Source organism: Paenibacillus polysaccharolyticus (genome assembly GCF_023714295.1).
In the GTDB taxonomy this organism is placed as follows: Bacteria; Bacillota; Bacilli; order Paenibacillales; family Paenibacillaceae; genus Paenibacillus; species Paenibacillus polysaccharolyticus_A.
Window position 1 is genome coordinate 263,637 of the sequence record NZ_JAMAUN010000007.1, and the last position, 24,826, is coordinate 288,462.

The 24,826-nt window shown below is 45.5% G+C and carries 27 protein-coding genes and 1 other annotated feature; of the genes, 14 read left to right on the forward strand and 13 right to left on the reverse strand.

Translation table 11 applies throughout. The annotated features are described in order from the left end of the window. Nucleotides 1–10 precede the first annotated feature (10 nt). Entirely contained in the window at nt 11–1,228 is a 1,218-nt protein-coding gene (locus M3629_RS18210; RefSeq protein WP_251509164.1) for an MFS transporter, read from the forward strand. Between the two features lie 170 nt (nt 1,229–1,398). Beyond that, nucleotides 1,399–1,746, forward strand: a complete 348-nt coding sequence (locus tag M3629_RS18215; protein ID WP_090919605.1) for a toprim domain-containing protein — start codon at nt 1,399–1,401, stop codon at nt 1,744–1,746. A gap of 86 nt (nt 1,747–1,832) precedes the next feature. Here M3629_RS18215 and M3629_RS18220 read toward each other — a convergent pair whose 3' ends face one another. Beyond that, complete coding sequence (locus M3629_RS18220; RefSeq protein ID WP_154891081.1) at nt 1,833–2,450, reverse strand: SCO family protein; 618 nt, start codon at nt 2,448–2,450, stop codon at nt 1,833–1,835. 466 nt (nt 2,451–2,916) lie between these two features. Between M3629_RS18220 and M3629_RS18225 the strand changes: the two genes are divergently transcribed. After that, nucleotides 2,917–3,897, forward strand: a complete 981-nt coding sequence (locus M3629_RS18225; RefSeq protein WP_251509167.1) for a metal-dependent hydrolase — start codon at nt 2,917–2,919, stop codon at nt 3,895–3,897. A gap of 100 nt (nt 3,898–3,997) precedes the next feature. On the opposite strand, the gene M3629_RS18230 is transcribed toward M3629_RS18225, so the two are convergent. Further along, on the reverse strand, nt 3,998–4,213 hold the full coding sequence (locus M3629_RS18230; RefSeq protein ID WP_090919614.1) for an alpha/beta-type small acid-soluble spore protein: 216 nt from the start codon (nt 4,211–4,213) through the stop codon (nt 3,998–4,000). 119 nt (nt 4,214–4,332) lie between these two features. Between M3629_RS18230 and M3629_RS18235 the strand changes: the two genes are divergently transcribed. Beyond that, a complete protein-coding gene (locus M3629_RS18235) occupies nt 4,333–4,530 on the forward strand; it encodes a hypothetical protein (RefSeq protein WP_251509170.1) in 198 nt (65 codons plus the stop codon). Between the two features lie 139 nt (nt 4,531–4,669). Here M3629_RS18235 and trpS read toward each other — a convergent pair whose 3' ends face one another. Further along, nucleotides 4,670–5,662: a tryptophan--tRNA ligase gene (gene trpS, locus M3629_RS18240; RefSeq protein ID WP_090919620.1), complete on the reverse strand. Its 993-nt coding sequence runs from the start codon at nt 5,660–5,662 to the stop codon at nt 4,670–4,672. Nucleotides 5,663–5,974: 312 nt separating this feature from the next. Further along, nucleotides 5,975–6,238, reverse strand: a binding site (T-box leader). Nucleotides 6,239–6,487: 249 nt separating this feature from the next. Between trpS and M3629_RS18245 the strand changes: the two genes are divergently transcribed. Then, on the forward strand, nt 6,488–7,465 hold the full coding sequence (locus tag M3629_RS18245; protein WP_251509172.1) for an aldose 1-epimerase: 978 nt from the start codon (nt 6,488–6,490) through the stop codon (nt 7,463–7,465). Nucleotides 7,466–7,668: 203 nt separating this feature from the next. Continuing rightward, nucleotides 7,669–7,902 (forward strand): alpha/beta-type small acid-soluble spore protein, encoded by a 234-nt coding sequence (locus M3629_RS18250; protein ID WP_090919627.1) that lies wholly within the window; start codon nt 7,669–7,671, stop codon nt 7,900–7,902. A 127-nt stretch (nt 7,903–8,029) separates the two neighbouring features. Here M3629_RS18250 and M3629_RS18255 read toward each other — a convergent pair whose 3' ends face one another. Together M3629_RS18255 and M3629_RS18260 are read right to left on the reverse strand one after the other, a co-directional pair. Further along, entirely contained in the window at nt 8,030–8,440 is a 411-nt protein-coding gene (locus M3629_RS18255; protein ID WP_251509174.1) for an O-methyltransferase, read from the reverse strand. Between the two features lie 284 nt (nt 8,441–8,724). Further along, a complete protein-coding gene (locus tag M3629_RS18260; protein ID WP_251509176.1) occupies nt 8,725–10,524 on the reverse strand; it encodes a M3 family oligoendopeptidase in 1,800 nt (599 codons plus the stop codon). A 119-nt stretch (nt 10,525–10,643) separates the two neighbouring features. On the opposite strand from M3629_RS18260, the gene M3629_RS18265 reads away from it, so the two are divergent. Beyond that, the gene (locus M3629_RS18265) at nt 10,644–10,814 is read left to right on the forward strand and encodes a YycC family protein (protein ID WP_251509178.1); all 171 of its coding nucleotides are present in this window, start codon (nt 10,644–10,646) and stop codon (nt 10,812–10,814) included. Beyond that, a complete protein-coding gene (locus M3629_RS18270; protein ID WP_251509180.1) occupies nt 10,811–11,041 on the forward strand; it encodes a hypothetical protein in 231 nt (76 codons plus the stop codon). The genes M3629_RS18265 and M3629_RS18270 overlap by 4 nt, the downstream gene beginning before the upstream one ends. A 17-nt stretch (nt 11,042–11,058) precedes the next feature. Here the strand turns inward: M3629_RS18270 and M3629_RS18275 are convergent, their stop codons facing one another. Next, complete coding sequence (locus M3629_RS18275; RefSeq protein ID WP_251509274.1) at nt 11,059–11,790, reverse strand: DUF2225 domain-containing protein; 732 nt, start codon at nt 11,788–11,790, stop codon at nt 11,059–11,061. A 42-nt stretch (nt 11,791–11,832) separates the two neighbouring features. Next, nucleotides 11,833–12,210, reverse strand: coding sequence for a globin (locus M3629_RS18280; RefSeq protein ID WP_251509182.1), 378 nt, complete (start codon nt 12,208–12,210; stop codon nt 11,833–11,835). A 556-nt stretch (nt 12,211–12,766) separates the two neighbouring features. Here M3629_RS18280 and ylbJ point away from each other — a divergent pair. Next, entirely contained in the window at nt 12,767–14,008 is a 1,242-nt protein-coding gene (gene ylbJ, locus M3629_RS18285) for a sporulation integral membrane protein YlbJ (RefSeq protein ID WP_154891085.1), read from the forward strand. A gap of 102 nt (nt 14,009–14,110) precedes the next feature. Further along, on the forward strand, nt 14,111–14,914 hold the full coding sequence (locus M3629_RS18290; protein WP_251509184.1) for an NAD kinase: 804 nt from the start codon (nt 14,111–14,113) through the stop codon (nt 14,912–14,914). A 56-nt stretch (nt 14,915–14,970) separates the two neighbouring features. Here the strand turns inward: M3629_RS18290 and M3629_RS18295 are convergent, their stop codons facing one another. Continuing rightward, a complete protein-coding gene (locus M3629_RS18295; RefSeq protein ID WP_244159298.1) occupies nt 14,971–15,393 on the reverse strand; it encodes a YutD family protein in 423 nt (140 codons plus the stop codon). A 14-nt stretch (nt 15,394–15,407) separates the two neighbouring features. Continuing rightward, the gene (gene lipA / locus M3629_RS18300) at nt 15,408–16,307 is read right to left on the reverse strand and encodes a lipoyl synthase (protein WP_090919653.1); all 900 of its coding nucleotides are present in this window, start codon (nt 16,305–16,307) and stop codon (nt 15,408–15,410) included. Nucleotides 16,308–16,573: 266 nt separating this feature from the next. Here lipA and M3629_RS18305 point away from each other — a divergent pair, with 266 nt between their 5' ends. Then, complete coding sequence (locus tag M3629_RS18305) at nt 16,574–17,581, forward strand: M23 family metallopeptidase (protein WP_251509276.1); 1,008 nt, start codon at nt 16,574–16,576, stop codon at nt 17,579–17,581. Nucleotides 17,582–17,717: 136 nt separating this feature from the next. Here M3629_RS18305 and yunB read toward each other — a convergent pair whose 3' ends face one another. The 3 genes from yunB to zwf form a co-directional block, all read right to left on the reverse strand. Continuing rightward, nucleotides 17,718–18,680, reverse strand: a complete 963-nt coding sequence (yunB, locus tag M3629_RS18310) for a sporulation protein YunB (RefSeq protein WP_251509186.1) — start codon at nt 18,678–18,680, stop codon at nt 17,718–17,720. A 249-nt stretch (nt 18,681–18,929) separates the two neighbouring features. Continuing rightward, nucleotides 18,930–19,823, reverse strand: coding sequence for a phosphogluconate dehydrogenase (NAD(+)-dependent, decarboxylating) (gene gnd, locus M3629_RS18315; RefSeq protein ID WP_123064728.1), 894 nt, complete (start codon nt 19,821–19,823; stop codon nt 18,930–18,932). A 375-nt stretch (nt 19,824–20,198) separates the two neighbouring features. Further along, on the reverse strand, nt 20,199–21,653 hold the full coding sequence (zwf, locus tag M3629_RS18320) for a glucose-6-phosphate dehydrogenase (protein ID WP_251509188.1): 1,455 nt from the start codon (nt 21,651–21,653) through the stop codon (nt 20,199–20,201). Nucleotides 21,654–22,078: 425 nt separating this feature from the next. On the opposite strand from zwf, the gene M3629_RS18325 reads away from it, so the two are divergent. The 3 genes from M3629_RS18325 to M3629_RS18335 all read left to right on the forward strand — a co-directional run bounded on the left by M3629_RS18325 (nt 22,079) and on the right by M3629_RS18335 (nt 23,541). Then, nucleotides 22,079–22,399 (forward strand): winged helix-turn-helix transcriptional regulator, encoded by a 321-nt coding sequence (locus M3629_RS18325; RefSeq protein WP_090919666.1) that lies wholly within the window; start codon nt 22,079–22,081, stop codon nt 22,397–22,399. 156 nt (nt 22,400–22,555) lie between these two features. Continuing rightward, the gene (locus M3629_RS18330) at nt 22,556–22,744 is read left to right on the forward strand and encodes a hypothetical protein (protein ID WP_251509190.1); all 189 of its coding nucleotides are present in this window, start codon (nt 22,556–22,558) and stop codon (nt 22,742–22,744) included. Between the two features lie 2 nt (nt 22,745–22,746). After that, complete coding sequence (locus tag M3629_RS18335) at nt 22,747–23,541, forward strand: hypothetical protein (RefSeq protein WP_251509192.1); 795 nt, start codon at nt 22,747–22,749, stop codon at nt 23,539–23,541. Between the two features lie 75 nt (nt 23,542–23,616). Here M3629_RS18335 and M3629_RS18340 read toward each other — a convergent pair whose 3' ends face one another. Then, the gene (locus M3629_RS18340; RefSeq protein WP_251509194.1) at nt 23,617–24,777 is read right to left on the reverse strand and encodes a Gfo/Idh/MocA family protein; all 1,161 of its coding nucleotides are present in this window, start codon (nt 24,775–24,777) and stop codon (nt 23,617–23,619) included. Between the last annotated feature and the right edge of the window lie 49 nt (nt 24,778–24,826).

The following is a 24,826-nucleotide window of genomic DNA, read 5'->3' on the forward strand; positions in this document are numbered from 1 at the left end:
AGGGGCTTTAGTGAAAACAGCCATCTGGCTATACCTGTTTTTGTTCCTAGCTGTGTTTGATCTGCATGCCCAGTATCCCATTCTGACGCCATTTGCGATATCGCTCGGTGCGGCTCCAACCTTTATCGGCTGGATGATGGGCATCTATTCCTTAACCCACCTGCCTGGCAATCTGATCGCCGGGACACAGATTGATAAACACGGGAGCCGTCGATATATTGTGTTCAGTCTGGTTGGTGCGGGGTTCATACTACTTCTGCAGGCTCACATTCATACCCCTTGGCAACTGCTCGCGCTACGTTCTATCAGCGGCTTTGTATTAGCCTTTCTATCTCCGGCATGTCTGGCCCTGCTCGCTCAACTCTCCAATGACCCGGTGAAACAAGGAAAATACATGTCGGGTCACGGTGTCGTGCACACGCTGGCTTCGGTGGTGTCACCAGCCGCAGGTGCCGTGATCGTCGGTGCCATGGGGTTCTCTGCCACCTTCTCGAGTCTCGGCTATCTACTCATTCTGACAGGTGTCATTGCATTGCTTACCATGCCGCGTGGCCTCGTTCGCCAGCCGCAGCCTTTGACCGAACCCGCAAAACCTGGCCTTGCGCCTTCCGGCTCGGCTAAAGCTAACTCTGATCATTCGCCAGCAGAAGCGCCAAAAGCATTCCTGCCCGTTTCCTGGCGTTATTTCATCCTACCCTTGGTCATTGCCTGCGCTCAAGGTATTCTCTTCTTTGAATTACCACTGCGGGGAGGCGGGCATTCCTCCATGATGTCGACAGGTTTACTGTTTTCAATCATTAGCATCGGTGCGCTCTTTACACTCAGCATGCTGTTTCTTAACCGTTATTCGCCCAAACTGCGTTTAGTTGCTGGTATACTGCTGATGTCCTTGAGTTTTTTCGTGATGGCAGCCGTTCCGCAAATTTCGTTATCCATCGTGTTATTTGTGCTCGGGATGTCCAAAGGTATCATTTTCCCCGCGATGGCTACACTTTTTATTCACTTAAGCGGTGGTAGCAAGCTTGGTCGTATTTTCTCTCTGCAATCGATTGCCACCTCTATTGGTTCGTTTATTGGTCCGATTACGGCTGGACAGCTGAGGCTGGGGGTATCTCCTTATTTCATTGCTTTTATTTTGCTGATGATCGGCATCTTGCTACTCCCCTATTATACGTCAAGACATACTGCCCCGCTCTCATCTTCCGATGCGAAAAGCATCCTGGGGTGAAGTATATGAGCTTGTCCTGACCAACTTATACGTTAGAGCCTTCTGCAGAACAATTTAAACTTTGCATCATTCCCCCATTTCCAGATACACTATAAGTACATTCAGTCGATTTTCGCTGTAACATTTCCCGGGGAATGTCGACATCAGCTCTCGAATCAGGGGTGAATAAGATGCCTATTCATGTCATTGTGGAAGGTAAGAATGATCGCAGTAAACTTAAACGTTTAGTGGGTCCAGAGATCAATATTTTGTGCACATTCGGAACGCTGAACTCCCTTAAACTGGAGACGCTGCGCAAGCAAGTCGGATATGATGAAGTTTATTTATTTATGGACAATGACAGCTCAGGTAAAAAGATAAGAGGTGTACTGCGCGATGCTTTTCCCGATGCGGTACAAATGTATACAAGACGTGGGTATGCAGGGGTTGAAGGCACACCTGATGAATACATCATCTCGCAATTAGAGAAGGCAGGACTGGAGGAATATATCCAGTATCCTGACGAACCTTCGTATTAAAAAGAACAACAAATAAAAGGCTGTTTCTGGTTATAGCAACCAGAGACAGCCTTTTCTAAAGACTTCGTGCTTAACATTTCACGTTGTTATTCTTTAATCAGCCTGCGAATGTCCTCTGCGATGGCTTCCGGCTGCACATCTTCTGTATTAAAAGCGTTATACACCTTGCGAAGCTGGTTATTCTCATCCACCAGACCAATCATGTTCATATGGGCAAAATCATCCTTGTTCTCGCCTTCGATCAGAATCTGGAACGATTCTTTGGCGAACTGCTTGGTTTTATCCATATCCCCACGCAGGAAATACCAGCCAGAATAATCCGCGTGGAAACGGTCGGCAAAGGTTTTGATCTTCTCCCTCGTATCTACTTTTGGGTCGAAGGAAATCGATACAAAGGATGCCTTATCTCCGAATGTTCCATCTTCTTTCAACAAGTCCTGCACCTGAGACAGTGTAAATGTCGTAATCGGGCAAACATCAGGGCAACTAGTGAAATAAAAGTAGAACAATCGCACTTTGCCTTGCGTATCCGCCAGCGATACGTTACGACCATCCACATTTTCCATGGAAAACGATTGGATCTCCCGAATCTCGGGTAATTTCTCCTGGCTGGCAAATGCCGTATTCCACATTAAATACACCGCCATAATCAGTGCAATACCGAGCAAAATCCACGTCCATTTGTATTTCTTAATGACCTGCATCCTCTTCCCTTCCCCCTAACAATGTACTAGTGAATGCGCATACATATTTGATCCATAAAAACCCTCTGTTAAGCTGCCCTGGCTTACTGATACAAAATGATTTCGGTTAACGTGATAAATTAGTCTACGTTATCATTTCAGCCAAGGGATACATATGTATAATACAGTGCCTTCATTACGGGACATATCTTGGCTTATGACAAGGTCGTTGTTCACAAAATATGTCTCATCGCGACATGTTTATTAAATCCACGCGACTTCCGATATAAATTTTATCACAAGAAACCACGGAATAGTTTGACAATGTTCGTACATTTGTTGGGAAATGGACAGATTGTTCCCAGGGCTTAGCATGTTTTGCATCCATGCGGGTGGATAATATACACTAGAATTGGGTATCACCTAGATAGAGAAGGTTAATTTTGATGACGATACACTGACGTTACACCTTATAAAGGAGAGATTTATGGATACCTCTACACATTTTGTTATGGGCATTGGTTTGGCGGGTCTCGCCTATGTTGATCCTGTCGTTGCAACCGACCCCATGCTGGCAGCCGCCGTCATGGTAGGCACGATCGCCGGCTCCCAAGCCCCTGACATTGATACTGCACTGCGTTTTAAAAGTAATTCGCTCTATATTCGAAATCATCGGGGACTGTCCCACTCGTTGCCGTTTCTGTTGTTATGGGTACTGCTAATTACGGGTGTGATCGGATTGATTTTTTCAGGAGTTTCACTTGGTCATGTTGCCCTCTGGACTGCTGTAGCTGTAGGCATACATGTCTTTACCGACTTGTTCAATACGTATGGAACACAGGCTGCCCGTCCTTTTACAGAACGCTGGATTGCCTGGAACATCATTCATATCTTTGACCCGTTCCTGTTTATTACACATGTGATTGCGATTCTATTATGGGCTTTCGACCTTATTGCACCTGCCCCACTCTTTACTACGCTGTATATCCTGATTGGAATATATTATGTATGGCGTACCATCGCGCGGGCACTGGTGGTTCGAAAAGTGAGACGTATGGATAACAGTCCGGAACCAGCCAAATACATTGTGATTCCAACGATTTCCTGGAGCCGCTGGCATGTTGTCAAAACGAATAAGGATGGAAGTTATGAGCTTGGTAAGATCGATGGTTCTGAGCTGACCTGGAGCCTGCATGCCACCTCTTCCACTCATGCAGCCGTTGTAGCCTCACGCAAGGCACCGGAGGTTAGTGCATTCCTCTATTTCACTTCTTATGCTGTAGCCGAGGTGGAGGAACTTCCTGCCGGATATAAAGTTCGCTGGGCTGATGTTCGGTATCGACACCGGAAACAGTATCCCTTTGTCGCCGTAGTGGTCATGGATCGTAACTTCAAAACAATTGATACTTACGTAGGCTGGCTAAGTGATGAAAAAATGGATAAAAAACTTTTATCTGCTCGCCCTTGACGCAGACCTTGGTTGCAGGGCACAATCGTTATAGGAACGATTGCGCGGGAAAAGCCCGGAGCGTTATCCGCTCCGGGCTTTTCCTGCTTTGGTATATAAATTATTTGCCAGACAGAGACTGCTCAGCGATTTGTACCAGACGTTTGGTGATATATCCACCCAAAGATCCAGTCTCACGGGAAGTGTAGTTACCATAGTATCCGTCTTGCGGGATAGTTACACCCAGTTCTTGTGCAGCCTCCATTTTCAATTGTTGCAGAGCTGCTGTCGCTTGAGGCACCACCAAGTTGTTAGAAGAGCGAGATCCTTGAGCCATATTTAAAATCTCCTTTCAATCTGTGTCTGTAATGTATTGCAAGCTTGCAAGATTATTATGGCTCCCACGCTTCAGGTTATACGAAAATTCAATAAATTTGTACATGGAGGTTTTTCCCAATGAGCAAAGGCTTATCCTTATGGTTTGCATTTTCTTCGATTGTTTTGTTAACGGTTACAGCAATCACGATTTCTTACAACGGCTGGCTTGCAGCCCTGCTGTTTGTTGTATCCATGGCTAATATCGTTTGGGGATTTGTCATTCGGGCGAAAAAAGAACGTCTGGAAGCCCGCTCGGCTTCCGAATCAGCTTCATAGGTTATTGCTATCATACGAAGTTAATAAGTCAAAAAAAAGAGGAGGCGGATGGATTCATCCGTCTCCTCTTCTATGTTTCACATGATTAACCGTTCATGGTCTTTATGCTAAATTGACTTTGCTGAACCTGTATTCCCAATTACAGCTTACGTCTAGGAACGAAACCCATCCGCTCTTTCACCGCATCCAGCGTCTTCGCAGCATCCTCTTCAGCACGACGTGCCGAAGTCTCTAATACATCTGCAAGCTCACCAGACTCACGAATTTCGTTGTATCTTGCTTGTAACGGTTCGATAACAGAGACAACGACTTCGGCGAGTTCCTTTTTGAATGGGCCGTACATTTTGCCTTCGTAGCGCTCCGCCACCTCATTCAGTGTCATACCTGCACATTCCGCATAGATGCTCATCAAGTTGCTCACCTCTGGCTTATTCGCCGGATCATAGACAACCTCACGACCGGAATCCGTCGTAGCACGGCTAATTTTTTTGCGAATGACGTCCGGCGGATCTAACAGGGCGATATAACTTCCTGCATTGGGGTTACTTTTGCTCATTTTTGAGGAAGCATCATCCAGTGACATGACACGCGCACCGACCTGTGGAATATAAGGTTCAGGAATGGTGAAATATTCTCCGTAACGATGGTTAAAGCGCCCTGCCAGATCACGAGTCAGCTCCAGATGCTGTTTCTGATCTTCCCCGACAGGCACGAGATCTGCATTATACAGCAATATATCTGCAGCCATCAGGGATGGATAAACGAACAGTCCTGCGCCGACAGAATCTTTGCCGGAAGATTTGTCTTTAAACTGGGTCATACGCTCCAGCTCACCCATAGAGGTGAGCGTTGTCATCAACCATCCGAGCTCTGCGTGCTGTGGTACGTGAGATTGCAGGAATACGTTTGATTTGCTCGGATCAATTCCTGCCGCGATGAACAATGCGGCCACAGCCTCGGACTGTTCACGCAGTGCCGCTGGCTCCTGTGCCACTGTAATGGCATGAAGATCTACAACCATAAAATGACACTTATAGTCATGCTGTAATTTCACAAAATTTTTAATCGCACCAATGTAGTTGCCCAGTGTAAGCTTACCGCTCGGCTGAATACCTGATAATACCGTTTTCATCTGATACGCCTCCCTAATTCACATAGATTCTAAATAAGTTGAACTAAAGATTTTACACACCTTACTTCGATGACAGAATAACCTTCCAATCGCTGTTATCCCCAGATTTTTTTGATTCCTTATTTCAAAAGGAAAAATCCGGTGATAAAGGCGAACACTTCGCTTTTCCAGGTTTTTTCTATCCTCTCCGTTATCGTGTAAATGAATCGTCCAACTTAACTAGAAATTAGAATTCAAAAATTTGGCTTCTTAACTTCCAACGCTTGGACACGAAGCATCTTCGCTCTGCGAACGCAAAAAAGCCCCACATCCGCAAGGGACGTGAGACCGTGGTGCCACCCTTATTCGCTTTCCTCTCCGCTATCCTGATATGCAGGAAAATAGCAAGAAAAAAGCCTTCATTGTTCCTTAACGTGGAATAACCGGCATAACCTAATGAGATCTCCCTGTATAGCTCAATCTGTTCAGTTATACACTCAAGGGTCCATTCAAAAAAGAGTTCACACCAGTTCGCATCCACCACTGGCTTTCTGAAGAGAATACTCCTTGCTTACTTGTCCCCGTCATCGCTTTGATATCATTCAGTTCATAAAAAGCTTTTAGAATTCCATATTAATGCCCATAAGCCTGAATGTCAAAATGAGATGAGTTTTTTTTCGCGAAGCTTGAAAATCTGTTATGATGGTATTGCTTATCCTGTGAAAGCTATGAAGCTCATTACAGGATGTCTCAAAAAGTTGGAATGATCACAATGACACGCCTGCAGCAGTTCAGAAGCACACAACTGCATGCAGACAGATTTCAAGTGGGAAAAGGAGCATCGATATGAAACAAGTGACCAAAGGTCAATGGAATGGTTACGACACGTATATCCTACATAGCCGTGAATTGGAAATCACCCTGCTGCCTCGTCTGGGAAATAACATCATCTCGATTCGCGATTTGGTGCAGAATAGGGATATCGTTCGTCGCCCGGACGAAAATGATCTGGCTTTCTATTTACAAAAGCCCTATCATTTTGGAGTCCCGTTGCTTATACCGCCAGGACGTATCCATAAGGGACAATTCGAGTATGAAGGTGTACGTTATCAGTTCGATCAAAATACGGCGAATGGCAACCATATTCACGGTCTCCATCGCAGCCAGTCCTGGTGTGTCAGTGATATTGAAGAAGATGAAGATGGCTGTGCAATCACCACCGAATTATTAACTGAAAATGAAAAACATTGGATGGAACAATTCCCCGTTCCTTTGAAACTTGAAATGACATTCAGTTTGAAAAATGCTGTACTGACTCAGCGGCTGCGTGTCACCAATTTAAGTTCAACACCTGCTCCCTTCGGGATGGGATATCATACATGGTTTTTGCTCGACGGTAAACCTGAAGACTGGACACTACACCTACCTGTTTCCGGATTGTATGCACAAAATGAAGATCAGCTGCCTACAGGCGAAATAGAAACGTTACATGATGAATGGTCCTCGATCGGGGAAGGAATCAACATGCAGGGACGAGACTGGGATACGCTGCTTCGTGCTGCGGAAGGTCAACCTGCAGTCGCTCATTTGAAGAGAAGAGATGGATATACACTGAAATATTCAGTCGATGAAGCTTTTTTCAAACATTGGGTTTTGTATACCAAAGGAGAATCCGATCAATTCTTGTGCATTGAACCATACACCTGGTTGCCGGATGCGCCGAATCTGCCATTAACTGATGACGTAACCGGACTGATCCGGCTTGAACCAGAGCAACCTGTAGAGTTGTTCGCCCATATCGAGGTTGTTCCCCCGATGGATTAAGCAAGACTTCTTTTGAAATAGTTGAGCTTCCTCAACTTTTGCTATTCTCGCATTGAACCAAAACAAGCCGATCCGCACTGGATCGGCTTGTTGAGTTGACATGCCTTCGTTTGATTATCCATATTTTTCCTTACGCCATATCATGTATATTTCCTCATTCTCGATCCATACTAACATCACTAACCCACAAGGAGGTGAGACATATGTACGGAAGTCAAAACCAAGGTGGCGGAAGCCGCTCTAACAATCTGGTTGTGCCTCAAGCGAACGCAGCATTGCAACAACTGAAAATGGAAGCTGCGCAAGAGCTGGGTGTAACAATTCCTCAAGATGGTTACTACGGTAACTATACTTCCCGTGAGACTGGATCTCTGGGTGGATATATCACCAAACGTCTGGTACAAATCGCTGAGCAGCAATTATCGGGTCGTTCGTAAGCTCGTAATTATTGCTTGAGTGTTGCTGAAAGTGAATGGCGGCCTTCTTCGGAAGTGCCGCTTTATTTCTATTTGTACTCCACAAGCCACATAAACCTTAACGATATCATTCTCTAGTTTTGCTACATTATGAGCCAGAACCCATACCCGAATCCAGATATGTATTCGTTCTAGGATAGCGAATCATCAAGTTGGCCATGTTGTAATTGGATTCCATCGTCGCATCGATCATAATCAAGCCTTGTCTAACGGTGAAGTCATAGCTAATTTCACCATGTGTCCAATTACGCTTAAATTTCAATGTCTCCAATGCCATTGCACGGAAGGAAGAGCGTTGCGCAGAATTCAGTCCATCACCCTCCATTTCAAGCTGTCCATTTCTACCCGTTATCGGATTATGTCGAATTCCGAATTTACCGATAACGTTATTGCGTATTTGCACAAAAACTACCCCTGAATCTAAGCCTGATAACTCCTGATCAAGCTCTTTGAACACCAAATCTAACTGTCTTGCTAATGAAAGTTGCTCCGTTTTCACTTTAACACTCCTCCTATTATGCTTATAGTCCTATACCTCAAGGACTTACGACTCATTATATGACATCATATGCGCTTACTCAACAAATATAAACATTTTTGGGTAATTATCCCTATATTTTGCGCAATTAATTGCCTATAGCCCTCCTTAAAACGAGCTTTTTCATTTATTTGCGACAAAAAATACGTGCAAATTTAAAGAACATTGCAAACAAAAAAGCCATAATGGATTGTCTGCCAAACAATCCATTATGGCTTTTCTTTTAATCGAAATGAACATGCTCGCTATTTTATATCTGAGGTCATCTCTAAAAATTGCTCAATATCGGCAATGACTAGATCCGCAGCATTTTGCCAGAAGTCTGGTTGCGTCAAATCTGTATTCAGATGTTTCTTAGCTAGTTCCTCCACAGTCATTCGTCCAGTATCACGCAGCAAATCATCATATTTACCTGCAAAAGCTGTACCTTCTTCCTGTGCCCGAGCATAGATTCCCGCACTAAACATGTACCCGAAGGTATAAGGGAAATTGTAGAAAGGTACACCTGTTAGATAAAAATGCAGCTTCGATGCCCAGAAATGAGGATGATTGGACGCAAGCACGCCGCAGTACGCCTCTTCTTGGGCCTCTACCATTAATCTGCTCAACTCATCGGCACTTACCAAGCCCTTCTTACGCTCTTCATAGAAACGATTTTCAAACAGGAAACGGGCATGAATGTTCATAAAGAACGCAACACTGCGCTGTATTTTATCTTCAAGTAACGCCAGCTTCTCTTGCTCATCACTTGCCGTTTGCACCAATGCATCGGCAACAATCATCTCTGCGAATGTAGATGCCGTCTCAGCTACATTCATCGCGTAACGCTGATTCAATGCTGGTAGCTCTTCCATGATATGCTGGTGGTATCCATGACCAAGTTCGTGCGCGAGTGTGGATACATTGGACGGCGTTCCAGAGAAGGTCATAAAGATCCGGGTTGCTTTACTCAGCGGCAATGAGGTGCAGAAGCCCCCTGGGCGTTTGCCTGGGCGGTCCTCAGCTTCAATCCATCGTTTCTCAAAAGCCATCTCTGCAAAGCTCGACAGTTTAGGACTGAACTTGGCAAATTGCTCCACGATTGTCTGAGCTGCCCCTTCATACGTCACTTTTCCAACAGACTTGCCCACCGGTGCTTCTACATCACTCCAGCTTAGCTTATCGACGCCCAGCAATTGGGCTTTTCGCTCCAAATACTGTACAAGTACCGGCTTTGCTCCGTTGATGACCTCCCACATCGTATCCAGTGTTTGGCGTGACATCCGGTTGATCGAGAGAGGTTCCTTTAAGATATCATGCCAGCCACGCTTCTCATACAATTTTAGACGGAAACCCGCGAGATGATTCAACGTGTCTGCACAGAAATCCTCCACATCTGTCCAGGCCTGCTCCCAGGATGCATATACCTGCTCACGCACTGCACGATCACTGTCACCGAGCTTGTTAGCGGCCTGTCCTGCGGACAGCATAATCGTCTCTCCATTCTGTTCGAACGGGATATTCACTTTACTTACAATTGTATTGTAAAATTTGCCCCAACCATGATAACCATCCACAGCCAGATCCAGAGCAAGTCCCTCCAGCTCCGGTGGCAATTTTTCTTTTGCTTGTGTCCGACTCTCGTTTAACACAAAGGACAATGATTGGATTACCGGACGTTCAAGCCACTCCGTCCATACATCCTGTGGTATCTGGCTAAGCGTATTATCAAATTTAGACTTACTGCTGTTCAACATCGCTGCAATGGAACTTACAGCCCCTTGAAGCTGGATCGCTTTTTTATCTTGCTGATTTTGAGCAGACAGACAGGAGACGAACGCAGACCCCTCAGAGATCCGAACATAACAACTCTGCAACAGTTCAAGAATAGGGTCAAAGGCCTCTGTATCTTTCAATGTTGCTGGAGCAGCCGTTTGATTCAATGTATCTTGCAGCTTTCGCACATCCGCTTCCAGTTCATTCAGATATGCGGCGAATGCTTCGGAAGAAGAACCTCCACTAAAGATGGACTCCAGATCCCATACAGGATGTAATGGCATTTTCATCTAATAAGGCACCTCTTTCTATGGATTCGGGTGAATAGAATTGAATTAAAAACTGGTTTTATACGCAACGTATCTCTATACTAGAGAAATAATCAGCAACTTTTTCAGGAGGTAAGTGTATGAAACCTTTACAAGTATCGGCTGAAACAGCCGTCAAATTAGCAGAATCTCTAGGTGTGCCTCTAGAACATTTAATGCATATGCCTCAACATATTCTCATGCAGAAGATTGCAGAGCTGGCCAAGGAAGAGGCGGCTAAACCTTCAGATCAGGAAGACAAGTCGGAATGATTCCTTTTGAGAACAGTTGGCCATACGATGTCATCATGGGGGATATCTATGTACAGCAATGCCCTTTTTGCGGTGCAAACAATGTGCTACTCCCCCTCAAACCCAAGGAACTCATCCGTATCCGTGAAGGAAAAAAGAAATTGCTTGTCTTTCCCTGCTGTAATGGTAGCATGACCGTCATTGATACCGACAACGATTACCTGTTGTCCAGTCGCCCCGTTCGATAAATAAACCTGCAATAAACTTAGAGAGGGCTGCGCTTCGCAGCCTCTTTGTCTGCTTCAAGCATCTCTTGAGGCAGTTCCATTTTTCCTGATATCATCTGTTCACGTAGCAACGCCCATTGTTCTCTGGACGCACGAATCATCGCTGCATCTGTAATGCGCTTGTCATGAATGACTCTACCAAACCATTGAACCGCTTCATGGAACCTTCCTACTCTGCGATTCAGTTCTCCAAGCAGATACAGCAACTTGGCCTCATTACCGCCTGTTCCTTCCCGTTCAAATACCTTGATATAAGCCTCCAAGCTGAATTCGAGAAAACGATGCTCCTGTGTATGATCTTCCATATACCGATACAACCAAGCAATATGATGTAACAGGCCAGCAACGAGACGATCCTTTTCCTGAATAACCTGGGCACACAGCAGACCCAATTTGTATGTAGCTAGTGCCTGCTCCAGATTCCTTGTTCCACTATAATCTCGCTTAACCCAGCGGTTTCCGATCTGTTCAATGAACGCCTTGCGCTGTATCTCATTCAGATTAGCTGAAGAATTTTCAGTTGAGGCGAATCCACACGAAGGACAGATCCGGACCACATAAAAATCCGGATTTTCCTGTTTGTAATAAGCACAAAAATCAGAATCTGTTCGGTAAGGCCGTTTCAAGCTAGGTCTTACTCGTGACGTTTCAAATTCATTCTCACAATAATGACATGTCACTTTTACCTTATACAGCGGCTCTAATTCCACTTGTTCCATCCCTCTCCCGTAAGGCTTGTCGTAAATCCGGAACTATGGCGTATTCACAAAATGGTGAGCGGGCCCGGATAAACGCTGCAAAATAAACGAATGCAACGGTTCTTCCACGCCAATTTGTGTTAACGCTTGATTCATACATGCAAGCCATGCCTCTGCTCGCTCGACCGTCACCTCAAAGTGCATATGACGAGCTCGCATCATCGGATGTCCGTAAGCCTCAGAAAACAATGCCGGACCACCAAAAAATTGAGATAGAAACATGTATTGCTTGTCCATTACCGGAGTGATATCTTCCGGGAAGAGAGGTGCTAGTTGTTCATTTTCTAGTACGATTGGATAAAAAGCCTCCACCAGTGCACGAACGCCTTGTTCACCGCCAAGATTGTCATAAATACTTAAACTGGAATTCATGCTTCTTCCCTCCTTTAACATGTCGAATTTTGTAATATAACACATGCTACATGAACATGATAAACAACAGATCAACAAGCTGGACCTAAAGGCCAGCATCTTCATTCTATCAAAAAAAACCAAAAAGTCCTATATCACACGAAAGATCAGTTTTGACCAGAGCCTTACGTACCAAGGAGTTTCAGAACAAAATGACAAAAAAAGCGCCAACCTCGATGGCTGGCGCATCACATATTCCATTAATAACTTCGCCAATCTTCCTCTTCGGTACGCACCAGCGAGGCACGTATCACATACACAAATGCACAGACCAGGACTCCGGCGACAAGACTCATGATCATCACTCCATCCTTATTGATTCCACCTTTATGGCAATTAGGTGACGTTCAGGCGTTTTTACCATTTTAGCATACATTTTTCAAAAACACAGCCATTTTTGCAAGCGCTTTCCCTAGATTATTTTGTACTGTTTGTCCGATCTTTTTCATATATTTATGGCAAAAGCTCCATCATGGACTGCGAATCCTGCATCTTAACCCTAAAAGGAGAGAAATTCATGAACGTTTCAAAGCGCATCATGCAAATCCTGGTCATCCTTGCTCTCCTTTTCTTTTGTGTTCTGATGGCTTTGTACCCATCTGAAACTTGGCATGCCAGTGTGAGGGGACTATCGATCTGGTGGGATGTTCTGTTCCCTTCCTTGTTTCCATTTCTGGTTTTATCCGAGTTGCTACTCGGTTTTGGTATTGTGCATTTTTTGGGTACATTGCTTAATCCACTTATGCGCCCGATATTCCGCGTTCCCGGAAGCGGCGGGTTTGTCTTTGCCGTAAGCTGTGCTTCTGGTTACCCTACAGGGGCTAAACTGACCGCACAATTATGGGAACAGAAACTGGTTACAAGAGAGGAGGGTGAGCGCTTGGTTGCTTTCACTACCTCATCTGATCCGATCTTTATGATTGGGGCTGTGTCTGTCGGTTTTTTCCACAATACGTCCATCGCTCCAATTCTTGTGGCCTCCCATTACTCTGCGGCTATTCTTGTAGGCGTGCTCATGCGTTTCCATGGCCGTCCCGCTGCAACTCTACCGTCTGAATCCCCTCCCGCTCACGGAGAGCATCGCAACCGTTTCCTGAGTGCGATCTATGCGATGCACGAAGCGAGACAAGCCGATGGGCGGACCTTAGGGGAATTGCTTCGGCATGCTATATCCTCTTCCCTCCGGCTTATTATTATCGTAGGCGGGCTCGTTGTATTCTTCTCCGTCATTATGGAATTATTGGTTCAGACCGGATGGCTAGGCATGCTATACACTCTAACGGAACAAGGACTTCAACTTGCCGGTTTACCACCATCCCTGTCCCACAGTCTCGTCGGCGGATTATTTGAAGTGACACTTGGAGCCAAAGAAGCTGGAGCTGCATCCACCTCCATTCCTCTTGTCTTTAAAGTTGCTGCCGCTGCATTTGTACTTTCCTGGGGCGGGTTATCCGTACATGCGCAAATTATGAGCGTGTTAAGCAATACGCCAATGCGATACGGGCCTTTTTTGCTGGCTCGAGCAATTCATGCGGCAATTGCACCTCTACTCGTCATTTTGTTATGGCCGCTATTCATGAACATATCGGCCTCGCCTGCATTTCTGGAGAACACGCTGAACCCTTCTGTCTTCGATCACACACCCGGATGGAATGTCATTGGAATAACAGGAATAAAGATGTTCGTCGGTATGCTCGCTACTCTCTTATGCCTTACCTGGATTCGTTCGTTACTGATTCCCAAACGGAGCGAAAAATAGAGCATTGTCTAAATAGTTTCCCAGAAGTTTGAATCGGACGTTGTGTTCTGGCGCGGAATTGATTATCATCGGTAGTATAATGACCACAAAGGAGCTTTCATCTTGAGATACTATGTTCAAGACCGCGGAGACCAGTTATCGATTGATCTCAGTCAGCAGTTTCATGCGCTGGCGAAGGAAGAAGGATTCAAGCTGGATGCAGAATCGCCGGAGATTGTCATCTCCATCGGAGGCGATGGTACGATGCTTCAAGCTTTTCACAATTTCATCGACCGCATTCCGGATATTGCTTTTGTTGGGGTTCATACGGGCCATCTCGGTTTCTATGCCGATTGGAAGAAGGAAGAATTAAGGGAATTGGTTCGACTTATGAGCGGTAAGGGTGATCCTGATCTCCTTAAACCTCGTATTGTGAAGTATCCATTGCTCGAACTGGAGATTCGTAAGAAATCAGGCAACGCATCGTACATCGCCCTGAATGAATTCACGTTAAAAGGGGTAGATGGTACCGTTGTGGCACAAGTGGACATCAATGATGTTACATTTGAGATGTTCCGGGGGGACGGGATCTGCGTCTCCACTCCGTCAGGTAGTACGGCGTACAACAAAGCGCTTGGCGGGGCCATGGTGCATCCAACCATTGACGCTATTCAAATTGCGGAGATTGCCTCCATCAACAACCGCGTGTACCGTACACTCGGTTCACCCGTGATTTTGCCCAAGCATCATCATTGTGATATTTTCTCACGCAAAGATCAGCGTTTGCTCCTGACCATTGATCATGTCAATGTGATGGTGGAGGATCTGATTTCCGTTCGCTGCCAGGTCTCGGAGCAGAAGGTCAGTTTTGCGCGTTTTCGCCCATATCCGTTCTGGAACCGGGTTCGCACAGCCTTTCTTGATTAGGCAACATGTCTGACTAGCCAAAAGTTTATGTATACGCATCAAAAAAGCGGTCCTTCTCAGGAGCCGCTTTTTGCTTTGGCTTGGGGCTGCTCTTTGCACTTCTGCAGTACGAAGTATGCACAGCCAAAGTTACAGTACTCGTTAATGTAATCCACAAGATAAGAGATGGTTGAATCCTTCGTTGCTTTGGGGTGATTGTCTCGATAAAAGCCTTTGAGTCTAAGCTGGCTATAACCCCAGTCACCAATAATATAGTCGTAACGCTCCAGCACTTCGCTGTACCGATCACGGAACACTTCAGGGTTCCAACCCTGCTTGTGGTTCTGTACAATTTCATAATTTTTACCGCCGACTTGAACAATGACGGGTGCCTTAGGCTTTTCCTGCTCCTGTACAGATTCCTGTTCCGTTTCCTGCAGCTGTTGCTCGTTCTGTTGCTCGTTCTCCAGCTGTTCTTCCGTGTTTTTATTCTGTTCCAATCCGGATTCCTCCATCACGCGTGTGTTGCCGCCTGTTCCGTATGCTGATTCGCTGATTTTACCTGTTCATGGGCATGATAAGAACTGCGTACCATCGGACCGGATTCGACGTGACTGAATCCACGCTTCAATCCTTCTTGTTTCAATGTTGCAAATTCTTCAGGCGGATAATACTTCTCAACAAACAGATGTTTCTCGGATGGCTGTAAGTACTGACCAATCGTCATAATGTCACAGTTCACCGCACGAAGATCATCCATCGTTGCCAAAATTTCGTTATATTCTTCACCTACACCGAGCATAATACTCGATTTCGTTGGGATGTTAGGTTGCATCTCTTTGGCACGAGCGAGCAATTCCAGTGAACGTTTATACTTGGCTTTGGCACGCACCTTGTCTGACAACCGTTCAACGGTTTCGATGTTATGGTTCAAGATGTCCGGTTTAGCATCCATAACGATCTGCAGTGAATCCCGATCACCCATAAAATCCGGAATAAGCACTTCCACACTACACAGTGGCAGACGCTTGCGTACAGCTTTTACCGTTTCGGCAAAAATGGTCGCTCCTCCGTCCTTCAAATCATCCCGGGCCACACTTGTAATGACACAATGTTGCAGATTCATTTGTTCAGCTGCTTCAGCTACACGTTCCGGTTCCTGTAAATCGAGTTCCGTAGGCAAACCGGTATTGACCGCACAAAATCGGCATGCTCTTGTGCAAATATCGCCCAAAATCATAAAAGTGGCTGTTCGATTCGCCCAGCATTCATAAATATTCGGACAACGTGCTTCCTCACATACGGTATGCAATGTTTTGGAACGCATCATGTTTTTAATTTCCTGGTAGTTATCTCCGGTTGTCAATTTGATCCGAATCCAGTCCGGTTTCGGTTCTTTAACACGTTTAGCCAATGCATAAACCTTCTTTCTACTGAAGTTAGGCTGTTGCTCGGAACATATTATACCATGAAAGGCTTGGAAAAACCCCCATTTGTCACATCTTGTGCTTACACAACGAAATGGATAAAAACAGAACGTTTGAAGAACGCTAAGTTATAGCTTGATTTATCGGGCATAAGCGCATCATCTTAACGGAAAGGGGCTGCTTCCCTGTGCAACATCAGTGGATACTCCGAAATACGTACAGCTTTTGCATCAAAACGTTACTCGCAGGCGCGATGCTTCTCCCATTCCTGCCTGCTGATGTTTACGGTGAGACTGTCCAGAAAACAACGAACCAAACCCAAGTTTCAGAGCCCAAAGCATCCGATATTTTCGCTGCACGTCGACATCTATATGAAAGTATTGGTCAGATGACCCAAATTCCATGGTACAGGCTGGCCGCCATCGATCAGTATGAACGAACGATTACACGAGCACATCCCAAAGATCGCAAACACCCTGAACGTTTGACTGGTATTTTCTTGACCTCTCCAGCTTGGAGAGGCTGGTTGAATCCGGATGAGACAGACCAGCATCCCCAATCGATTCTTTTTTTCAATGGGAAAGGCAGAGATGGCTCAGGGGACGGGATTGCGGACCCGAACAATGATCTCGATGTACTCTACAGCATGGCCTCAATCATGCAACAATACGGAAACAAACCGGAGGACTTCGGCATTGGCCTATGGGAGTACTATCACAATTCGAGAGCCGTGCAACGAATCCAGCAATTTGCGAAATTATATGAGCATTTTGACAACCTCGATCTATTCGGGCATGCCTTTCCTGTTCCTTTGGGTACCAATTATTCCTATCGCAGCACATGGGGAACCAAACGAAGTTGGGGTGGATATCGCATTCATGAAGGTACAGATATCTTTGCTCCACATGGTCTGCCTGTTCGCAGTACATGTTACGGCATTGTGGAGATCAAAGGCTGGAATCCGTTCGGTGGATGGCGGATCGGTATCCGGGATTTGAACAACCATTATCATTATTATGCTCACTTGTCCGGCTTCGATAAAGGGGTTCGAATCGGTGATGTGGTTACTCCTGGTCAGGTTGTAGGCTGGGTCGGCAGCTCTGGCTACGGCAAGCCGGGAACTCAGGGTAAATTCCCTCCGCATCTTCATTACGGCATTTACCGGGACAGCGGTCTGCATGAATGGTCTTTCGATCCCTATCCGTTACTTAGACATTGGGAACAGGAAGAACGAAGCCAGAGAAACAAGAAGAGCAAATAAAAGAGGCATGTAACGTACAACTTGTTATATTCTTGCTCAGAAAGAGGAACCTCTGCCATTGGCGGGAGGTTCCTCTTTCTCTTTCTATGGTTAAGCTTGATGACATATTAAAAGCTAAGCTAAGTGATTCAACGGCTCAATGCCCATTTTGCCCGGACTGGAAACTTCCGTTCAGATCAGGCGGGTCCAATTCAAGTTCAAGCCCGTTTGACTGTGTATTGCTTCCCGGCGCTTGCTGCGTACTCGGAATCTGTGGCTGGTTGCCTGGTGTCTCACCACTATTGTGCATGCCACCCCCATTCCCATTAACATTACCATTACCGCTGTTCGTACCACTCCCACTTCCCGTGTGACCATTGCCGCCGCTAGATACGCCTGCCTGCCCTGAAGGCAAGGCAATTGCAGGAGCATTACTGCCATTGCTTCCGACAGGCCTGCCCTGATTATCGTAATAATACATTGGCACATCACCGACAACGAGTAAATAGGAGATCGGAATTTCGGTATCTACGGTCTCCGGCTCCATGTCAAAAGGCACTACCACGGCAACCTCGGCAATGATATGGATATAGACCTCGACCAAAATCATGTTAATGCCTGCATTTTGCTGACGCGTGTTCAGGTCAACCTTCACAGCCCCCTGAGGTTCAATACGAACGGGGATGCTTGGGCCAAACGAAGCCATAACCGGGCTACCCAGCGCCTGCCCGAGCGGTATTTTTTCCTTTAACATATGCACGTTCTGAAGGGTAGACTGCACCACATTCATCGTACTTGCCGTGATGCGCATATGCTCGTTGTAGTTCAGCATGAAGCCCGAAACTTTACCTGCCGTATCCGTTTTCCAATCGATTAAACCTTCCGTTGTCTTGCCTTCAGCAACCTGAGCCGTAATTGCTTTATTAATTGCCTCGGTTGCAATCTGCTTCACCCTGATCTTGGCCAAGTGCATAATGGGCGGCTTCATTTTTTTGTCCACGTATGCAAAGCCCTGCATCAAACAAAATATAGCTACGAGTAAAGCAATTAACCACACTTTCCGCTTACCGCTTGGCGGCTTAGAACGCCGTCTTCGGCTTCGCCATCTCTTTCGCATCATTGGAGCGTCCCTCCCCTGCGGGATGAGCCATAGGCCTATATGTTATCCATATGCAATGTTGTCCTGAAAAAGAAGGACAGTGCTCTGTAATGCACGTTTGGAGTGGCCTGATAAACAAATCGGCAAGATATGCAAATTAGGGTGCTACAACGCAAAAAACCTTCCGCTCGTTGCAGATATGCCATCTGCACAAGCGAAAGGTTTACTTTTCACACTAGAGAGATCTTTAGCTTTATTTGAATAAATGAATTAGTTTTTTTCTACCGCATGACCGCCGAATTCGTTACGCAGGGCTGCAACGACTTTACCTGTGAACGTATCGGTTTCCAGGGAACGATAACGCATCAGCAAGGACAGGGCGATAACCGGTGTAGCCGTTTGAAGGTCAAATGCCGTTTCAACGGTCCAGCGACCTTCGCCGGAAGAGTGCATAACCCCTTTGATTTCATCCAGGTTAGCATCTTTGGAGAACGCACGCTCTGTCAATTCCATCAGCCAAGAACGGATAACGGAACCGTTGTTCCATACCCGTGCAACTTGTTCAAAGTCGAAGTCAAATCCGCTTTTCTCCAATACATCGAAGCCTTCACCGATGGAAGCCATCATACCGTACTCAATTCCGTTGTGTACCATTTTGAGGAAGTGACCGCTACCTGCTTTACCCGCATACAGATAACCGTTTTCTACGGAAGTGTCTTTGAAAGCCGGCTCAACGATCGCCCAAGCTTCCGGATCTCCACCGATCATGTAACATGCACCGTTACGCGCACCTTCCATACCGCCTGAAGTTCCTGCGTCCATGTAGTGAATACCTTGTGGTTTCAGCTGCTCGTAACGACGGATGGACTCTTTGTAGTGAGAGTTCCCTGCTTCGATGATGATATCCCCTTTGGATAGCAGCGGGCTCACTTCAGCCAGTACAGCGTCCACAACGTTGTGAGGAACCATGATCCACAGTACGCGCGGAGATTCCAGAGATTCAACCATTTCTTTGTATGAAGACACGCCTTGAGCGCCGTATTCTTTCATTTCTTTAACCGCTTCTGCATTCAGGTCAAAGGCAACCACTTCGTGTTTGTGATCAATCAGGTTTCTGCCCAGGTTCAAGCCCATTTTTCCGAGTCCGATAAGTCCAAGTTTCATAATAAAATCCTCCTGTTTATGCAAATGTTTTGAGTAGAATCAGAATACATAACACATCCCGCTGTTGCCCACCAACCGTTCCAGTTACGGATCGTTCTTCCGATCGCTGTTGTATTCCAATTTTTTTTGAATTTCCTAGCTGTACGGGTAAAATTGGACTACAAAGGCGAACACTTCGTTTCTGCAGAATCGATTCCGTCCCCTCCACTACGTGGTCCATGATGATGTGTGCTTAAGTCGCGATGCATCTGCTATCTATATATAAAATGTTTGCGGCCTTCTGGCTGAATGAGTCAGAAGGTCTTATGCAAAATTGGAACGGTATAATTTAAAGCGATGAAATATTTAGAAAATAATTAAGGAATGTTTCTTCTCTTACCACCAACGGAATCCATTCTCCGCAGTCAGCCGGTCGGCTGATTCAGGTCCGTACGAACCTGCACTGTACGTATCCAGTGGAATAGTACCTGCCGCAAAGGCTTCCTGAATCGGTTGTACCCACTGCCATGCCAGTTCAACTTCGTTCCAGTGTGCAAAGAAGGTGGAGTCTCCACGCATCGCGTCGAAGATCAAGTTCTCGTACGCTTCAGGAACGTTACGTTCTCCTGAGTTAAAGGTCATATGCATCGGCTCTACCTCACCGTGGTTCATTGGATTCTTCGCGTTCAATTGAAGAGAGATACTTTCGCCAGGACCAATTTCCAGCGTCAACAGGTTCGGAGCCATCGTATTTTCGGACTCATGGCCTGTTTTGAGCGGAGCCTTGAATTCAACGACAATTCGGGTTGATTTCTCAGCCATACGTTTACCTGTACGAATATAAAAGGGAACCTCATCCCAGAACGGATCATCAAGCCATAGCCTTGCAGCTACATAGGTCTCGTTCTGTGAGTTAGCAGGGATACCAGGCTCGTCCAGATAACCTACGACTGCGGAGCCTTGAAGCTCGCCTGCACCATATTGGGCGCGAACCACTTCAGATGCTACATTTTCTTTGTTCAATGGGCGCAAAGACTCCGCAATTTTTTTCTTTTTATACTGAATTTCTTGCGGTGTGCAGCGTTTTGGCAGATGCAATGCAATCATCATCAGCAGTTGAAGCATATGATTCTGGAACATGTCGCGAAGCGCACCACTTTGATCATAATACGCTGCACGTTCCTCAACACCTACCGTTTCACTCGCCGTGATCTGTACATTCGCAATGTAACGGTTAGACCAAAGTGCCTGAATCACCGGGTTGGCATACGTCAATGTTTCGATGTTTTGTACCATTGGTTTTCCTAGGAAGTGGTCGATCCGATAAATTTCTTCTTCGGCAAAGGTATTGCTCAACTTCTCATTCAGTTCACGAGCAGACTGCAAATCATGTCCAAATGGTTTTTCGATGATCAGTTTCTTCCAGCCTTTCGTGTTACCCAGACCGCTTTCTTGAATATTCAGTGCGATTGGCTCGAAAAATTCAGGTGCCACCGACATATAGAACATGCGGTTCTCAGGGATATTCAGTTCTTGTTCCCGCTCTTGCACCAGTTGAAGCAACCGGGTGTAATCTTCAAGCTTCGTATTGTTCAGCGAACAGTAACGGAAAGCTCCGATGAAATCGCGTACTTGAGATTCCTCCTCCGGCTTTTGACGGGAGAATTCCTTTAGTGACTTTTCCACATTCGCTTGGAAGTCTGCATCCGATAGTTCACGACGGCCCAAACCGATGACGGAGAATGCCTTCGGCATTTTCTGATCTACGTACAGATTGTATAATGCAGGGTAAATTTTACGTTTGGCTAAATCGCCTGTTGCCCCGAACAGGACAAATGTCATTGCGTCCATTGGAGTGCCTCCTATGATCTGTGCAGTATAGTATATGATGTTGCAAAATGGTCAAATCCAAGCATGACAAAAGACGGAATAAGTGGGCACGTCGCCCGCCTTGCCTCCGTTTATTACCGTTGCCTCAATTCAACCATGGGAACATTCCTTCTCTCCACAACCTCAATCAACTTTGATCAGGTTATAAATTGTAACCTTAAGAATTAACGTTACCCATATTACACCTGTCGTCACAATTCGTCAACATTCGTGTCGAACCTGTGAACTCCAGTGTTTACAGGGGTTTTGTTGAATGTTAACGCTTTATGTGGTAAGTTTAATAGCAATTGGATTGTGACATTTCATACATAACACCTGTGGACAAGAAGGTTACAATAAGTATACTAAGTATATTACAAGGGATACTAAACCAAAGGAGTACAGTTATGAACGATGATGAGAATGCCAAACAGATGTGCTCAAAAGTGGAACAATCTTATCAGATCATTGGCCGAAAATGGGTAGCTTTAATTATCCATGCGTTGATGGAAGAACCCAAACGCTTCAGTGAAATTCATGCTTATATTCCCGATCTGAGCAAACGTGTATTGAATGAACGTATGAAGGAATTGGAAGAAGAGGGATTGGTCGTGCGACATGTCGTTACTGAACGTCCTGTTCGGACTGAATATATGTTGTCCCGCAAAGGAAGCGAACTCGGGCGCGCGTTAAGCGCTGTCGAGCGATGGGCGGAAAAATGGTTATAAGTTTCATTTTACCAACTCACCAATATAATGGCAGAGGTAAGGAGCGTTCATCGCTCTTTCACCTCTGCTATTTTATTCCTATTCTTTACATCATAAGATAAGCAACCGATAAATCATCATAGCTACAATAAATTCCAACAAAGGAAGGTACATAACTTGAAAAGCCTTAAACGTATGACCGCTTGCTCTATTTTAACTGCATTATTATTAGGTTCCACAACCGTAACAGCTGAATCTGTAATTCAAGAGCAGTACAATGAAGAATTAACTGCTCGGACGTGGGAAGGAATACCAATCAAGCATATGGATCAACACTGGGCTAAACGTTTATTTCAATGGGAATGAGAATGAGACCGATTACAAAACTACGTGTTGCCGAAATCATCACTAAATCTCAAGGTGTTCACTATACTGGCCAATATGCGGTCACCTACCTGATCGGACAAGGATTAGCCAATAGCAAAGCAACTTCTCCGCAGCAGTTTGATGGTGAAAGTACACTTACGAGAGCAGAGGCCCTTCAATGGATACGTGAACTTGCTTTACATGGAAAACTAACCATTGAGCAAAGACCAAAAATCCCTACGAACCTCCGTCTTCTGCCTGAACTAGTGGATACACCTCCTGAGGTGATTCCTGATTTTAGTACAGAACCTGTCACTGATGAGGACTTTAATTTGGTCATTCAGGGCAATAATTCAGAACTCAGATTTGGAGACTCAAAAAAATCCATTGATGCACAATTTGGTAAATCTTCAGGGAAGAGTATTTTTGATGACGACATGTATCCGTTATTCAATGCTCACTTTAACCAAAATGGAGAATTAGATGGCTGGAAAACATACTTATATGAAGAAGATTCCATTCAACCAGGTGTCTCACGACTTACGAAAAAAGGAATTGTATTGGGTGAAAGCACTATATCCGACGTTATAAGCCGATATGGATCATCTGGAGTAAGAGGAAATGGGATCATCGATTATCACTATAAGAAGATGAATGATGCTACTTATCGGGATATTTCAATCTATGATCGTATATCAAATATGGAAGATGTAAGTATGATCGCGTTTCTGCTTGATGATAAAACACAGGTAGTCTACGAAATCATCGTAAAATCATCACTAAAGGATGCATTTTAGCTAATTTCTAGAGTAACATCTAAAAACAGATCCCCTTTCAGTTACTCGAAAGGGGATCTGATTTACATAAGACGATTACTCTTCATCCAATCTGCGTCCAAGCGTAATACCTATATCCTCAAAATTATCAACAGACGACTTCTTCTCATAAAAGTGAACCACATGCCGCATCATACTCTCTCTGGAATAAAATGTATCGTCCGATGGTATTGGAAAAACTACCTTCTCGCCCGTACTTGCAGACTTATATATCCCAACAATTAGCTCCAGTGTATCCCGTCCACTCTCTCCATCAACTACTAGCGTTGTGCCCTTCTCTATAGCATCCAGCACATTCTCCACCTGTCCGGTGTGACCTGAATGAATAACTTCCGGCAATGCATCATACTGCTGTTGAAGCTGCCGTTCGAGATCCGGATTAGGTTCGGGGAATCCATGACTTTGCGAAGTGGATGCGACTACTTTCCAGGGAACAGACACGCGGGCTTCTTTTCCTTGAAAAATCAACTGCTGCTCCTCTCCGTGATGTACCACGGAACTTGTAATCATGCCCACTGCTCCTTGGCTGAAGCGTAGCATCGCCATGGATATGTCCTCCACCTCGGCGTTATCATGCGCCGTATTGGCCATCATCGCCTGCACTTCGATGGGTGCCCCCATCATCCAGAGCATGGCATCTATATGATGTACCGCATGGTTAAGCGTACAGCCGCCACCTTCTTTTTCCCAGGTCCCTCGCCACCACAGATCATAATAGGAATGTCCCCGCCACCAGTAGGAGTCGACTTGAACATGGAGAATTGCCCCCATGTGCCGGCTATCCAGTATACTTTTAAGCTTCATCATGGGGGTGGTAAACCGATTCTGGGCAATAACCGATAGCAATGTGCCGCTATCCTGCGCTGCTTTCAGCATCTGATCCGCTTCTTCTAATGAGGAAGCCATCGGTTTTTCAACCAATACATGTTTGCCGGCTTTCATAAAATCACACGCGATGGAAGCATGAGTATACGGAGGTGTGCAGATCGATACAAGATCAATATCGTTTTGAAGTAGTTCATGGTAATCCGCTACTGCCACAGCATCGTGTAGTCCGTATTCTTCGATTCGTTTTTGCGCTTTTTCCATATACACATCGACCACTGCCACAATCCGGCACCGCTCCGGGAACTTCATATACGCAGAGATATGCGCATTACTAATCGCACCCGCACCAATTATAACTACATTAATCATCACTCTATCCCTCCCTTAGTTTCTTCACAATACCTCAGAATAGAGCGCT

Bases quoted from the DNA above. Each gene is read 5' to 3' on its own strand.
- M3629_RS18215 (WP_090919605.1), top strand. From the start codon at position 1,399: ATGCCTATTCATGTCATTGTGGAAGGTAAGAATGATCGCAGTAAACTT.
- M3629_RS18220 (WP_154891081.1), bottom strand. From the start codon at position 2,450: ATGCAGGTCATTAAGAAATACAAATGGACGTGGATTTTGCTCGGTATT.
- M3629_RS18225 (WP_251509167.1), top strand. From the start codon at position 2,917: ATGGATACCTCTACACATTTTGTTATGGGCATTGGTTTGGCGGGTCTC.
- M3629_RS18230 (WP_090919614.1), bottom strand. From the start codon at position 4,213: ATGGCTCAAGGATCTCGCTCTTCTAACAACTTGGTGGTGCCTCAAGCG.
- M3629_RS18235 (WP_251509170.1), top strand. From the start codon at position 4,333: ATGAGCAAAGGCTTATCCTTATGGTTTGCATTTTCTTCGATTGTTTTG.
- trpS (WP_090919620.1), bottom strand. From the start codon at position 5,662: ATGAAAACGGTATTATCAGGTATTCAGCCGAGCGGTAAGCTTACACTG.
- M3629_RS18245 (WP_251509172.1), top strand. From the start codon at position 6,488: ATGAAACAAGTGACCAAAGGTCAATGGAATGGTTACGACACGTATATC.
- M3629_RS18250 (WP_090919627.1), top strand. From the start codon at position 7,669: ATGTACGGAAGTCAAAACCAAGGTGGCGGAAGCCGCTCTAACAATCTG.
- M3629_RS18260 (WP_251509176.1), bottom strand. From the start codon at position 10,524: ATGAAAATGCCATTACATCCTGTATGGGATCTGGAGTCCATCTTTAGT.
- M3629_RS18265 (WP_251509178.1), top strand. From the start codon at position 10,644: ATGAAACCTTTACAAGTATCGGCTGAAACAGCCGTCAAATTAGCAGAA.
- M3629_RS18270 (WP_251509180.1), top strand. From the start codon at position 10,811: ATGATTCCTTTTGAGAACAGTTGGCCATACGATGTCATCATGGGGGAT.
- M3629_RS18280 (WP_251509182.1), bottom strand. From the start codon at position 12,210: ATGAATTCCAGTTTAAGTATTTATGACAATCTTGGCGGTGAACAAGGC.
- ylbJ (WP_154891085.1), top strand. From the start codon at position 12,767: ATGAACGTTTCAAAGCGCATCATGCAAATCCTGGTCATCCTTGCTCTC.
- M3629_RS18305 (WP_251509276.1), top strand. From the start codon at position 16,574: ATGCTTCTCCCATTCCTGCCTGCTGATGTTTACGGTGAGACTGTCCAG.
- yunB (WP_251509186.1), bottom strand. From the start codon at position 18,680: ATGATGCGAAAGAGATGGCGAAGCCGAAGACGGCGTTCTAAGCCGCCA.
- gnd (WP_123064728.1), bottom strand. From the start codon at position 19,823: ATGAAACTTGGACTTATCGGACTCGGAAAAATGGGCTTGAACCTGGGC.
- zwf (WP_251509188.1), bottom strand. From the start codon at position 21,653: ATGGACGCAATGACATTTGTCCTGTTCGGGGCAACAGGCGATTTAGCC.
- M3629_RS18325 (WP_090919666.1), top strand. From the start codon at position 22,079: ATGAACGATGATGAGAATGCCAAACAGATGTGCTCAAAAGTGGAACAA.
- M3629_RS18335 (WP_251509192.1), top strand. From the start codon at position 22,747: ATGAGACCGATTACAAAACTACGTGTTGCCGAAATCATCACTAAATCT.
- M3629_RS18340 (WP_251509194.1), bottom strand. From the start codon at position 24,777: ATGATTAATGTAGTTATAATTGGTGCGGGTGCGATTAGTAATGCGCAT.